At 40.9% G+C, this 14,137-nt stretch carries 11 protein-coding genes; 6 read left to right on the top strand and 5 right to left on the bottom strand.

Annotated features, from left to right (window positions below; genetic code table 11):
• Window positions 1-19 precede the first annotated feature (19 nt).
• Window positions 20-2,881 (top strand): glycosyl hydrolase family 8, encoded by a 2,862-nt coding sequence (locus DPX34_RS11630; protein ID WP_111978600.1) that lies wholly within the window; start codon window positions 20-22, stop codon window positions 2,879-2,881.
• A 212-nt stretch (window positions 2,882-3,093) separates the two neighbouring features.
• On the opposite strand, the gene DPX34_RS11635 is transcribed toward DPX34_RS11630, so the two are convergent.
• Genes DPX34_RS11635 through DPX34_RS11650 form a run of 4 tightly spaced genes read right to left on the bottom strand, consistent with a single transcriptional unit; the run spans window position 3,094 to window position 6,203 of the window.
• On the bottom strand, window positions 3,094-3,597 hold the full coding sequence (locus DPX34_RS11635; RefSeq protein ID WP_111978601.1) for an RNA methyltransferase: 504 nt from the start codon (window positions 3,595-3,597) through the stop codon (window positions 3,094-3,096).
• Between the two features lie 16 nt (window positions 3,598-3,613).
• Window positions 3,614-4,537, bottom strand: a complete 924-nt coding sequence (locus tag DPX34_RS11640) for a sulfite exporter TauE/SafE family protein (protein ID WP_232824718.1) — start codon at window positions 4,535-4,537, stop codon at window positions 3,614-3,616.
• Between the two features lie 14 nt (window positions 4,538-4,551).
• Window positions 4,552-5,763: an HDOD domain-containing protein gene (locus DPX34_RS11645; protein ID WP_111978602.1), complete on the bottom strand. Its 1,212-nt coding sequence runs from the start codon at window positions 5,761-5,763 to the stop codon at window positions 4,552-4,554.
• Between the two features lie 59 nt (window positions 5,764-5,822).
• Window positions 5,823-6,203, bottom strand: coding sequence for a hypothetical protein (locus DPX34_RS11650; protein WP_111978603.1), 381 nt, complete (start codon window positions 6,201-6,203; stop codon window positions 5,823-5,825).
• 118 nt (window positions 6,204-6,321) lie between these two features.
• Here DPX34_RS11650 and ccoG point away from each other — a divergent pair, with 118 nt between their 5' ends.
• The 3 genes from ccoG (at window position 6,322) to DPX34_RS11665 (ending at window position 9,493) form a co-directional block, all read left to right on the top strand.
• Entirely contained in the window at window positions 6,322-7,737 is a 1,416-nt protein-coding gene (gene ccoG, locus DPX34_RS11655; protein WP_111978604.1) for a cytochrome c oxidase accessory protein CcoG, read from the top strand.
• A gap of 47 nt (window positions 7,738-7,784) precedes the next feature.
• Window positions 7,785-8,813 (top strand): serine/threonine protein kinase, encoded by a 1,029-nt coding sequence (locus DPX34_RS11660; RefSeq protein WP_111978675.1) that lies wholly within the window; start codon window positions 7,785-7,787, stop codon window positions 8,811-8,813.
• A 65-nt stretch (window positions 8,814-8,878) separates the two neighbouring features.
• Complete coding sequence (locus DPX34_RS11665; protein ID WP_111978605.1) at window positions 8,879-9,493, top strand: thiol:disulfide interchange protein DsbA/DsbL; 615 nt, start codon at window positions 8,879-8,881, stop codon at window positions 9,491-9,493.
• 332 nt (window positions 9,494-9,825) lie between these two features.
• Here the strand turns inward: DPX34_RS11665 and DPX34_RS11675 are convergent, their stop codons facing one another.
• Window positions 9,826-13,047 (bottom strand): ligand-binding sensor domain-containing diguanylate cyclase, encoded by a 3,222-nt coding sequence (locus DPX34_RS11675; RefSeq protein WP_111978607.1) that lies wholly within the window; start codon window positions 13,045-13,047, stop codon window positions 9,826-9,828.
• Between the two features lie 190 nt (window positions 13,048-13,237).
• On the opposite strand from DPX34_RS11675, the gene DPX34_RS11680 reads away from it, so the two are divergent.
• Together DPX34_RS11680 and crp are read left to right on the top strand one after the other, a co-directional pair.
• Entirely contained in the window at window positions 13,238-13,447 is a 210-nt protein-coding gene (locus tag DPX34_RS11680; protein ID WP_111978608.1) for a hypothetical protein, read from the top strand.
• A 26-nt stretch (window positions 13,448-13,473) separates the two neighbouring features.
• Window positions 13,474-14,106: a cAMP-activated global transcriptional regulator CRP gene (gene crp / locus DPX34_RS11685; RefSeq protein ID WP_111978609.1), complete on the top strand. Its 633-nt coding sequence runs from the start codon at window positions 13,474-13,476 to the stop codon at window positions 14,104-14,106.
• Window positions 14,107-14,137 lie beyond the last annotated feature (31 nt).

Consider the following 14,137-nt stretch of genomic DNA (forward strand, 5'->3'; position numbering starts at 1 on the left):
AATTCAAAGTGAGAACTAAATGAAATTACCTAATTTTACTTTAACAACACTTAGCTTGTGCATGGTAATGCATACAGCTAGCGCACAGCTTCTTGAAAAACAACAAATAGAAAATGGAACTTTATTACCTGGTTATACGGGTATCGTTGCTAGCCCGTTTAATGGTGTTGCCGCTTACGGAAATGGCGATGGCGCCGAATTAACAGCTGCATTATCGAATGTACCGGGACAATTTAGATTAGATGTACGCGGCGCGAGTAGCGCTAACAGCGCTGCCGGTATGAGCGTTTATTTGGGCGGTAAAAAAATTGGCGGACTCAGTTTTAGCGGGACATCGCCGAGCGTTCAAAGTATTAGCTTTTCACTTGATGAACAGCCAGCTAATAGCAATATTACTTTCAAATTAGAATCGGATAATGGCAGTAACGATACCTTTTTAGATTGGTATGAATTACATCATGAAGGTGATATCCCACCTCCACCTCCAGCGCCTATTTTACCTGATGAAGGTTCATATGATTCAGGTGTGTATCGCAACATGTTTAATGAGTTAGGTTACTCACAAGCTGAAGTCAAAGCTAAATTAAATGCCGTTTACGACCAATTATTCCATTCAACAGATTTAGAGAATGAAGCAATTTTTATCCCGGTTGGCGATGACATGGCTTACATCTGGGATGTGGGTAATAACGATGTACGTTCAGAAGGTATGTCGTACGGTATGATGATGGCGCTCCAAATGGATCGCAAAGACGATTTCGATAAATTATGGAAATGGGCGAATACCTATTCGCTTAACAAGAGCGGCAACAATAAAGGTTACTTTGCTTGGAAAGTGAGCACGTCAGGTCAAATTCAAGATGCGGCACCGGCGCCAGATGGCGAAGAATATTTTGTAACCGCTCTGTTTTTTGCTGCGCATCGTTGGGGTAATGGCGACGGTATTTATAATTATGAAGCTGAAGCTAATCAAATTTTGCGTGATATGTTTGGTAATGGCGAAACACGTTATAACAATGATGGTCAGCTAGAAGAATATAGCTTGTTTAATCATGCTGAAAAGCAGATTGTTTTCTCACCCGCAACACCAACCGATCGTAACTGGACTGATACGTCTTATCACTTACCCGCATTTTATGAGTTATGGGCTAAGTGGGCCGATAATAACAATGCATTTTGGTCTGAAATTGCGACGGTTTCACGTCAACACTTTAAAGATGCCGCAGATCCAACTACAGGTTTAACGCCGGATTATGCTTATTTTGATGGCACGCCACATGGTGATTTCCAACATTGGAAAGATACCTTCCAATATGATGCATGGCGCGTGATCAGCAATGTCGCGATGGATTATGCATGGTGGCAAAAAGATGCTTGGCAAGTAACACAAGCAACACGTTTACAAAGCTTCTTTAAAAGTGAAGGCGTTGATTCGTATTCAAGTTTATACGAGTTAAATGGTGTGCCGTACGAGAATAATTCAGACCATTCTCCTGGTTTAGTGGCGATGAATGCCGTAGCGAGTTTAGCGTCAAATAGCTCAGATGCCTGGGAATTTGTTGATGCGTTATGGAACACGCCAACACCAGAAGGTAAGTATCGTTATTATGATGGCTGCTTATATATGTTTGGTATGTTAGCGATGAGTGGTGAGTATCGTATTTATTGCCCTGATGGTGAGTGTGATACGGTTACTACGCCAGTTGACCCACTACCTGGTGGTAACAACGCGCCTGTTGCCAACAATGATTCAGCAACAACGGATCAAGATTCGTCAGTGACTAAAAATGTAGTCGCGAATGACAGTGATGCGGATGGAGATGTGTTATCGATTACGACTTATAGCCAAGCCGGTAACGGTAGTGTTTCGCAAAATGGTAACAGCTTAGTTTATTCACCTAATGGCGGTTATACAGGCACCGACAGCTTTACTTATAAAGTAACAGACGGTACTGCTCAAAGTAATACCGCAACGGTAAACGTGACGGTGAATTCAACGGATACTGATCCGGTTGACCCGGTTGATCCAATCGACCCAGTTGACCCAGTTGACCCAGTTGAAGGTACTGAGCTTGAATTTGTACAAATGGAATCGGGTGTTATCTCACCGTCTTATCGTCAACCTATTACTAACCCTTTTGCCGGCGCTATTTTATATGGTAATGGCGAGCAAGTTTCGTTTGCAACCAATAACTTATCAGCGGGTGATTACACCGTTGTGATTAATGGTTCATCGAGCAATAGCTCTGAAGCCGGAATCAGTGTTTACGCGGATAATAACAAAGTAGGTGAAACTTCGTTTAGTGGCACAACTCGGGCTGAAAAATCGGTTAGCTTTACATTATCTAGCTCGGCGAGCACGTTAACGTTTAAACTAGAATCAGACGTTGGCCAAAACGATACGTTGTTAGATTGGTATAAATTGTTCAGTGGCTCTGCGGATGGTGGTGATACAACAACACCAGAAACGCCTGATACAACCGGTCGTGAGTTAATTCCGGGTACGGTTCAAGCGGAAGATTTTACAAGCGAAAGTGGTACGCAAACGGAAAACACGCAAGATAATGGCGGTGGCTTGAATGTGGGTTACATCCAAAATGGCGATAACCTTGAGTTTGCTGTGAATGTTGCCACGTCAGGTACGTATCGTATTGAAGCGCGTGTTGCGTCTAATACAAACGGTGGCCTGATCGGATTCTTGCTTAATGGCAGTAACGATTTAGGTTCGGTGAGTGTGAGTAATACGGGCGGCTGGCAAAACTGGCAAACCGTGACGACAACCGTTACGTTAACGGCAGGTAATCACACATTGAAAACTAACTTTACCGGTAGTGGTAATTACCTTTTCAACGTTAATTACTTCACGTTTGTTAAGTTATAAGCAGTAACTCATGTAACTTATTCATCTCTTAGTTTAACTGCGGTTATTTTGGAGAGGTTTAGTATTTATCACCTGACGGCCTTTAGCCGTGGGGTGATAAGTGAAAAAGCATGAGAAGCTAGTAAACAAAAAGGGGCGCTTGGATTTAAACAAGCCGCCCCTTTTTTGATCTTATACCCAAGTCACTTGGGTATATATTCCGTTAATTCGTTTTATACTTTTGCTTTGTTGTTTGTATCGCGGCTTGCTTCAATAAGCTGTGGACTATAGTTAGCTAACCCTGATTTAGCTAAGCGATCATAGAGCAATACATTTACCGTGGCCGCTAAGTTCATGCAACCTACAGTGGGCACATAAACCACATCTTGACACCAATCTAACACTTCTTGACTAACCGAACCGTCTTCTGGTCCAAACACGTAAAATGCATTGTCGGGGTGTTTATAATCGATTAACGGTTTGGCTCCTTCAACAAACTCAATGGCAACCGGTGTTGCACCTAATGGAATAACTTGCTTTAAATCCGGTACGCCAATAAGCGGAATACGTTGATATACCTTTTGCGTGTCGGTTTTAAACTCACGCGCTTTGTCGTATCGTCGGCCAGTGTAGAAGACAGAATTAACTTGGTAGCAACCAGCTGCTCGCATAATACTGCCCACATTTTCAGGACTTTTGGGATTGAGTAAGCCAACACAGGCAAATTGATTGTTCATAAGGTCTCTTAAAGAATCATTGAAATAAAGTGTGAATATAACGAGGTATAGAGGATGTACTTATACCCACAATCAGTATCCAGAGTGCAAAGAATATTTTTAGGCGTCGAGCCGATAAGGCCGCAACTAGTTTGCGAGCGACAAAACCGCCAATCACAGCGCCAGGGCCGGCAAACAGTATGACTTGCCAGTAATATTCGGGGGCAATAAACCAATGTTGAGGGGTGCTTGCCCAAACGGTAAAGGCTGAAATAACAACGGCCGTTGCCACCGCGAGCGTCACTTCGTAGCGGCGGACGATCAAGTAAATAGCCACAAGCTCGCCAACACCAACAGAGAGCCAAGCGGTAATTAACCCGCCAACATAACTAATCGCGGCTAGTGCGATAATATCCAATGGCCGTAATTTTTTTTGTACATGCCCAGCATTTATTAAATAAACAGAGGCTAAAATACACACCCCTAAAAAAATAGAGAATAAACTAAAGGATTCATGTAACGAGGCTGGCGAGTTTAGGTTTAAGCCGTATGTGGTCCATAACCCTAAGATCGATGCGATCGTTGCGAGGGTAATGATTGGCCAAAAGGCTTGCCAGTTTGAGTCTGTTTTTCGTTCTTTTTGGTAATGGCTATACCAAGCGATTGCCCCTGCGCTCATGCCAAAGCACTGAATAGTAAAACTGGTTGCAACGGCTTGTGCTTCGCTAAACCCTAATTGATTAAACATTGGGATAAAAACAACCCCGCCGCCTGCACCGGTTGCGTTGGCAAATGTCGCGCCTAAAATACCTAAAAAGAAAAATGAAAAATAGTCGGTTAAGATAACCAATGTATTAGGGATCGTGGATAAAGTAATGCCCCATATAATAAAGAAAACCGCGATTATATTGGCGCGGTTTGTATGAAAGGGCAGAGCTGTTATTTTGTACTGTGTTTTCAAAAATTAATTTCTCGTTATGTCTTTCGCATTTTAAATACGTTCATTTTAGCGAAGTCGATTTTTTGCAATATATTTAGGCTTTCTTGATCCATATTGTACTGCTGTAAAAATGTGTTGGCCTCTTCAGGCGTTATTTTTTTAGCCGACATTAACAAACGGTATGCCGCGTAACCAAAAGCGCGGTCAGCTATCAACTTTCGAACTTCGAAACTCGATTCACCATTTAATATTTCAACCGCCGGTATGTGCACGCAATTTAATGAATCGATGGCACTTTCGAGTAAACTGGGTGCAAAATGATAAAGTTTATAAATAACATCAGAACCCGGCTCGTATTTATCGAGTACTGAGAGTTTAAAGTCGTCTTTTAATGTCATTGCTTTATTGTGCGCTGCTAGTTTAGCTTTTTTAGCTTCTGCGGTGAACAAATTTAAAAAAACCATATAAGGCAATAAGGCAAATGAGTTGGTTAAAAATGCGTGTTGAGCATTAAGGTTATGATGTTCGGCTAATTTGAAGGCCGCGATAGCACTAATTTGTTGGAGCTTCATTAGTCGGCTCCACATCTCTTTGGCTAAGCCAGAATGTTGCTTAAAGTTATGTTCGAGTATTAAGCGCGGGAATAGGGCACTGGCATTGTTGGCGCCTAATATGTTAACGGCTTGTTTGCTATCGGTTGCTTCGGGCGCAGCGGTCGCATTTAAGTCGGCTCTCACGGTTGCTGAATTAGCCAAGCGGATATAATCTTTGCTTATCCAATCACATGTATCGATTAATTCTGCGTATTGATTAATGGATAGTTTTTCTGATCCTAAAGCCGAGCATATGCGTTTGTAGTGCCCAAGATCTTTAACATCGGCTAAATACTTCAAAGGCTTGCTGATCACTTTATCTAAATTATGTTGTAGCATTAAATCAATACTGCGATACACGGTATTGATTTTATCTTGGTGATGTTGGCGCTCTAGTTGACGTTTACGTATGGCTTCTATTTCAACTTCTAACCGAACGCGGTTATTTTCCTCTTGTTCAGCTTGGTCTATTTCTGTTGCTTTTGGCATACCGAAGGCCAGAAAGTCAGCGACCAACGCATCATGTGCTGGTAGTTGAAATTCGGGTTTATCGAGTAATTTCATTGTGTATTCAACTTGAGCACGGCGTACCTTTTTTAAGTTTTCTGGTAAAGGTTTGCTCATGTCGCCATCAAATGGAATATCTTCTATCAATGCTATTTCCTCATTATGCCTACGGTGAACATTAACGTTATTTCTGTGCTATTTAAGCACTATTTTAATTCTAGCAGAGTTTGCATTTTACTGATCTGCTTGCACACACTCTCTTTTTTACTGTCGTTTAATACCGGATGCAAGTAAGAATTTCCGCACCACTCTTTTTGGAACGCCAGCGTTGATTGTTTGCTTTGCGCGACTTCTTCAATGTAATAGCGCTCAACGTCTTTGATGTCGCTCAAGCCATTAAGTAAGTTGCTTTTTATTTGTTTCGGACTAATTGAGAGTGTTTTTGGCGATGCGGCTTTGGCTGCCGCCATTGAATCGTCAATGGTGTTGTCAAAAAAGGATTGGATCTCCTGCTTTATTTCTGGGGTATTCCATGCGGTGTGCGCGCCTGCTAAGACGATAACCCAAAACAAGAACTTTCTAAGCATAATATTTTCCAAATTAAATAATTGATCTCACGCATAATTTGCTTGAATAAAGGTTCTTTGTCATTCGCTGAACACGTTATACTAATAAACTAGATTTAACACGATGAGCTAGCAAACTGTGCAAGAGAGTAATAGGGTAAAACCCCAAAAGATAAAAATTCATCAGCCTAAAACCCCAAATGATCACTTTAGTGCGCGCAATCGAATTTACGTTCGAGCCGTAAAAGGACTATACCAAACTGTGCGTCGAAGAATGGGTATGGTCTTTATGGCCGCTTTTATGATTTTACCTTGGCTAGAGTATAACGGTAACCAAGCCGTATTATTTGATCTTTCTGAACAAAAATTCAACATCTTTGCATTATCTCTTTGGCCGCAAGATCTCACGTTGCTTGCTTGGCTGTTTATTATTGCGGCTTTTGCGTTGTTTTTTATCACCACATTTGCAGGGCGAGTTTGGTGTGGTTACTTATGTCCACAAACGGTTTGGACGTTTATTTTTATTTGGTTTGAAGAACGCTTTGAAGGCACACGCCATCAGCGTATGAAGCTTGACCAAATGCCGAATAGCCTTAACAAAATAGCGCGTAAAACAGCGAAGCATACGTCTTGGGTTCTATTTTCTTTATATACGGCGCTTACCTTTGTTGGCTATTTTAGTCCGATTGATTTATTGATTTTAGATTTCTTTACGTTAGAAGCCAGCTTTGTATTAACCTTGTGGGTGCTCTTTTTTGCGGCTTGCACCTATGGTAATGCGGGTTGGATGCGCGAAATCATGTGCACGCATATTTGTCCTTATGCGCGTTTTCAGTCAGCTATGTTTGATAAAGACACTTTTACGGTTTCTTATGACGCCACGCGAGGGGAGTCTCGCGGGCCAAGAGGCCGCAAGCAAGACCCTAAAGCGTTGGGACTCGGTGATTGTATTGACTGTAATTTATGTGTTCAAGTTTGCCCAACCGGCATTGATATTCGCAATGGCTTGCAGTACGAATGCATTAATTGCGGTGCCTGTATTGATGCATGTGACGGTGTAATGGACAAAATGAACTATAAAAAAGGTTTAATTAGTTACACAACCGAGCGACAATTGTCGGGTGGTAAAACGCATATACTTCGCAGTAAATTAGCCGGATATGCTTTAGTTTTGATTACCATGCTTGGATTATTTAGTTACGAATTAGCGACACGTACACCGATTGATTTAGATATATTGCGTGACCGTGGGCGATTATACAAAGAGTTATTTACAGGTGAGATGGAAAACTCTTATACGTTAAAAATATTAAATAAGTCACAGATTGCTGCCGAGTATAAATTTACAACCGCGCATCTACCTAATGTTAAATGGCAGGGTGAGCAGTCTATTTTTATAGACGCTGGAGAAGCCGCAGTGATGACAATTAGTTTAGTGGCAAGCCCAGACGATTTAGCTGAGCAGATAACTGAATTTGATTTTGTTGTGACGGCTTATTTTGAAGATGGTTCACGCGTGAGTTTGACGCATGAAAGTCGATTTTTTAAACGCTAACGCAGATGCGCTAACGTATTATTGAAGTGTACCTAGCGCTGTTAGGTATGCTTAACGAGGTTACTTTGACACAAAGCAATGAGTTTGCATTTGAAACACTATCGCCTGATTTGATTTTAGACGCGATTGAATCAACGGGAATGTTAGTTGATTCGGGATTGCTAGCGTTAAATAGTTATGAAAACCGAGTTTATCAATTTCGTGCAACCTTAGATAATAAGGTCGGCGAAGAGAAATTTGTGGTTAAGTTTTACCGACCTTTGCGTTGGCTTGATGAGCAAATTCAAGAAGAGCATGATTTTTCGTTTGCGTTAGATGATGCTGAGGTGCCAGTGGTTGCGCCAATTAAGATCAACGGCATGAGTTTACATCATTATAAAAATCATCGTTTTGCTTTATACCCTTGCCGTGGGGGGCGAGCCTTTGAAAACGATAATTTAGATCACCTTGAATGGATGGGGCGTTTTATTGGGCGTATTCATTTAGTGGGTCAGGCGTTTGATTTTAAACACCGCCCAACAATTGATACGCAAGCTTATTTACACCGAGCTCGCGCACTTATTCAAGCCTCTAATTTAGTGCCAATGCAACTCGAAACATCGTTTTACACCATACTGGATATGGTGATTGAGAAAACGCAAAGCTTATATACCACTGATAATATTCAGCCAATTAGCTTACACGGTGATTGCCATGCGGGTAATATTTTATGGACTGACGCTGGGCCGCACTTTGTTGATTTAGATGATGCCCGCACTGGGCCGGCTATCCAAGATTTATGGATGATGCTATCAGGCCAAGCTTCGCAACAAGAATTACAGCTTGATACCATGATTTGCGGTTATGAAGAGTTCTGTTCGTTTAATAAAGCTGAATTGAAGTTAATTGAGCCTCTACGAGCGATGCGCATGGTGCATTATATGGGCTGGGTTGCACATCGTTGGCAAGATCCGGCTTTTCCGCGCAACTTTTCGTGGTTTCAAGAGCCTAAGTATTGGGAGCAACAGATATTAGCGTTAAAAGAACAGTACGCTGAGTTGAATGAGAAGCCAATTCGCTTGCTGTCAGGCTTATAAATAGATTAACCTAACAAGGTTAATGTTAAAAACCACAAAATTAAAAATAGATTAAAGGAACAACAATGAAAAAATTATTGATAGCGGCATTTGCCTTTGTTTTTATGCCATTAAGTGTTTTGGCTGCGCAATTTGAAGAAGGTAAGCACTACGAAGTTTTAAATTTACCGGCGTCGAGTAAACCTGAAGTTAAAGAATTTTTCTCATTTTATTGTGGTCACTGTTTTAAATTTGAACCCTTGATCGCGGCGATTAAAAAAGGTTTACCTGCAGGCGTTAAATTACAAAAAAGCCATGTTGATTTTATTCCTCAGCGTCAGCCTGAAGCAGCTAAAACATTAACGAAAGCGTTAATTGCGGCTGAATTACTAAAAGTAGAAGCTGTGGTTATTCCTAAAATTTTTAGCGCCATTCATGTTGAAAAGAAAGGTATCGTTACCGAAAGCACGATACGTTCTATATTCAGTGATGCTGGTATTGATGCGAAAAAATTTGATGCCGCTTACAATAATTTTATGGTTGAAAGCCAAGTGCAGCACATGAAAATCGCGCAAAATAAAGCAAAAATTAGAAGTGTGCCTAGCTTAATTGTGAATGGTAAATACCGAGCAATACCCAATGAGCTAAAATCAGAAGCGGATTACATTGCGTTGATTAACTACTTAACCACTTTAAAATAGTTTAATTACTCGTTTTTCTATTTTCTTGAATTTGCATAAAAAAACCAATCTTCGGATTGGTTTTTTTATGCTTATTATTTATGTTTACGTGGCCTCTTTATACCAATTAATATAAATAAGTGATCTCTCAGAGTGCATCCAGCGGTTTTTGAACAAGGCGTCGGTGTACAGGAATGGTTGTTCCCTTTCAAATACCGATAACGCAGGTCAAAAGCCGCTGGGGCATTCCTTTCAGGCGAGTTTTAAATGCGCTTACTCTGTGTTGCTCGAACTCAAAAGAGCAACTATTCTTTCATTTAAGCGCATTTAAACGCCCGCTGAGTGGGCACTTATTATTGCGGATTGGTATTAATGAGCTCTACCACATTGACTAAGCCGTTATCAACTGCGCTCGTGAAATCTTGTTGCAACTGAGAATACAACGAGGTTAATTCGGCTCTATTATTATTTTTAACATGTACGCAGTTATTTCGACCTTTATTTTTAGCGTGATACAAGGCTAAATCAGCAATGTTCAAGGTTTGTTCCCACGTTAATGAGCGGGGATCGGATAGTGAAAAAGGATAAAAAGCTAAACCGATTGAGCAACTCACCGCTACACGATATTTTTTTTGGCTACCAAATTGAAAGTCAGCAATGGCGAGTCTTATTTTTTCTGCTTGTTTTTCGATTTCTTCATCGCTGATATCACGACAAATAACTAAAAACTCTTCACCGCCCCATCGGATAACCCAATCAATGGCTCTGCATTGCTCTTGAATAATACGCGCAAAATCTTGTAATACTTGATCACCGGTTTGATGGCCATAAGTATCATTAATATTTTTAAAATGGTCGGCATCAATTAACATAAAGCCAATGCGAGGCTGCTGTTTTAAAGGGTGTTTATTGAATGTCGCCAGGTAGTGACTTTGAATTTTGGCTATTTCATTCGGCAGGTTGAGCGGTACAAAATGTCGATTATAAGTGTTAGTGAGTTGATCGGTGACACTGCGTTGTTCTAATGCGTGTAGCGCTTGCTCAAGTTCGTTGTTTTTTTGTTCTAACTCAAGAGTACGCTCTTTGATCACCGCGGCCAATTGACGCTTTCTATTTTGTAATGCACTGATGCGAATTAAAAATAACCCATAAATAACAGAGATAGTGGTAATAAAAAAAGTGGCTTTAACCCAAGCTAATTGATACCAATTGGGTTTTTGTTCGACATTTAAACGCAAAGTGCTGGGTGACCATTTACCTATTCGGTTCGTGGCTCTAATTTGTAATGTGTACATGCCGGGTGCTAAATTGGTGTAGGTTATTTTACGATGTTTGGCATTAATGTTTATCCAGTTTGTGTCATAACCTTCTAATTTATACGCATACTTTATGATATGTGGTGATGAATAATCTAATGCCGTAAATTCGACCGAAAAACTTTGGGTATTCGGTTCTAACAATACTTTTTCTTTATTCGCAATTGCTTGCGCTTGGTTGTTTATAAACAAGGCGCTCAGTTGCGGTGTTGGGGTAAAACGCCATTCAGTAAAATGCTCCGGCTTGATTAACGCTACGCCTTTACTGCCGCCATATACCAGAGTGCCATCACGTAATTTAGTGTATGAGCCCCACCATGGGTTACCTAATTCAATACCATCGGCGCGGGTTAGTTCTCTTACACTCCAAGTCTTTGGATTAATGATCATATCTTCGGTCCAAATGAAACCTTGCTCGTCTTCCAGTAAGTTTTCTCCTAATGTTTGATTAGGCCGTCTGACTCGTCGACTAATCGATTCAAATGAGGCTTGTTTGCCATCCCAATTTAAGAGTCGATCTAAGCTACTCGCCGTTGCCACCCATAATGCATTATCTGATGTAACCAGTAAGCCGCCGACACTGTTATTTGATAATGAATCCAGTTTATTGGGTTGATGGGTAATTTGAATCAGCTCGTTTTGGCCTTTGGGCATTGCAAATAAACCATTGAAAGTACCAACCCATAATGTGCCGTCAGCTGTTTGATTGATAGCGTTGACTGATAGGTTAAACGTCTCGTGTTGGGTTTTAGCAAAGAAGAACGATTCTAACGTGTCGGTGCGGGCGTTGTAGCGGTTTAAGCCGCCATCGGTGCCTAGCCAAAGCGCATTATCTTGATCAATAAAAAAAGTTCTAATGTGTTCCTGTATGAGACCATCAGCACGAGTATAGTGTTTTTGTTGATTGGTTTGGATATTGTAACGATAGAGCCCAGCATGCATGGTGCCAATCCATAAGGTGTCATCAGCCGTTTGGCTTAATGCTAAAACCGTGGCGTCGCCAAATCGATATTCTTGACCATGAGTTGGCCTAAAGTTAGGGTAGGTTTGGCCTGATTGCTGAAAAACATCAATGCCGTTTCCTCGATTGCCAAATAAAATATCCCCATTATTGAGCTCTAAAATGGCGTTTACATCGGCATGATGTAATACAAAAGGATAAATTAAGCTGTGGTGAATATTGCGTACGGCTGAATTTAATGGGTTATAAGTATTTAATCCACCGCCCCAGCTGCCAATCCAAACCAGCCCTGAATGATCCACATGTAAGGCATCTATGTTGTCTGAATTGATACTGGTTGGCACACTCACATCATGTTTAATCTGCTTGATAACGTTGGCGGTTAGGCGGTCGATAATATAAATACCTTGAGTGGTGGTTGCTAACCAAACTTCATCGTCATTAGGCAATGCAATATCCGTGATCCAGGCTTTAATATCATCGTTGTCATAAAGGGGGTCAAGCTCAACCCAGTTTAATGCATCACTGTTTGGTTTTATCCAAGCGACACCGTGACGCGATGTACCAATCCAAATGTTATCATCTTTATCTTGCACGATTGAGCGGACTTCAAGTCGACTTTTATCGGTTAAGTCTTCTTTGTAGCCTGCAATCGTGCGCCAAGTGAAATTTTCAGTATTAAGCACCCTTAAACCGTTAAGTGTGCCGACCCACAGTTGATTTTTGTTATCTAATAATAACGATTGAACCTTACGACCTTGAGATGAATGTGTTTGGCCTTTTTTAGGGAAAAAATGCCGATATTTTTTAGTTTTTGGATCGAGGTGATCTAGGCCTTGGCTGGTGCCAACCCATAAACCGCCTTTACCGTCGCCGGTTATACTGCGAATATAATTGTTTTTGAATGTTTTGGCAGCGCGATTATGGTGTGGGAAGTGTTCAAATTTTTCGCTAACAGGGTTAAAAGCATATAAGCCATCGTTTTGTGTGCCTAACCAAATTAAACCATCAGGCGCAATCCAAATGCAGCGCACCGCACTTATTTTAATGTCAGTAGAGGTTTGAAAGGTGCGAAAATTATAACCATCGTATCGCGTGATCCCTGATGGCGTTGCAAACCAAATAAAGCCTGATTCTTCTTGAGCTATATCAGAAACCACTAGTTCAGCGACATCACTTTTTTGCTGCGGCGAATCAAAAAATAATTCTGCTCGCATAAATAAGTCTGAATTAGCTAAGCTTTGCGGGCTCAGAAAAACTAAACAGTGAATGATGATAAAAGCGAAAAAACCGCGCATAGATCCGTCTTGAATATGTTTTTGTTAATTATAATCGCAATTTAAAATTTCGCACTGACTTAAAACTTTATTCTGATTTATTTTTTGAGGGGAATTAAAGGTAGATAAAAAAGCGGGCATTACCTGTGGATAAATGTGTGTTTAACTTGTTTAAAAGCAGTGCAGTTCTTGTTTTAAAAGGTGTATAACTTTGTGTAAAACTCGCATCTTTATCTATCAGGTTATTGATTATTTTGTGCGTTTAATGCTTTATGCAGTTTATGCTGTCACTTTGTGTAAAAATGATTTTTTAATAACTAAATGGAGTCAGTTGGTTTATACTCTTTATTACTTGAATGCGGCCATTGAAGGCTACATCACACCGATTATGCTAAGTAAATATAAAGCCATAAATACCTAAACTAAAAATAATAAGGTTGCATAGACATGTCCGTTCCTTTTTCATTAGCAACAGATAACGAGCTGCAAGAATTTGTTAGCTTGTGTAAGCGAAAAGTTTTTGCTGCAAAACAAGTGATAATTCATGAAGGGGATAGCCCATCAACATTACATTTATTGCTACGTGGCTCGGTTTCTGTCACGACCGAAAATGAGCAAGGACGTGAGCTTGTACTCGCGTATTTAAACCCCGGTGAGTTTTACGGTGAAATGGGATTATTTGATGGCGGTGCTCGTAGTGCATGTGTTACCGCGCGTACCGAATGCGAAGTTGCTGAAATTGGCTATGATGAGTTTGAAGCGCTTTGCATGGCGAACCCTAAAATTTTATTTAGAGTGGCGAGCCAATTAGCGATTAAATTACGTGATACATCACGCAAAGTTATTGATTTGGCCTTTTTAGATGTAACGGGTCGTGTTGCTCGCACTTTACTTGAATTAGCGCAAAAGCCCGATGCGATGACCCACCCTGATGGCATGCAAATCAAAATAACCCGTCAAGAATTAGGCCGCATTGTTGGTTGCTCACGTGAGATGGTTGGGCGTGTACTAAAAGAGTTAGAGGTTCAAGGTTTGGTTGAAGCGCATGGTAAAACCATGATTGTACACGGCGCTCGTTAAACTTTACAATTTTTGGAAGACCCCAAGTGGC

Source organism: Algibacillus agarilyticus, from assembly GCF_003286125.1.
GTDB classification, from domain to species: Bacteria; Pseudomonadota; Gammaproteobacteria; order Enterobacterales; family Alteromonadaceae; genus Algibacillus; species Algibacillus agarilyticus.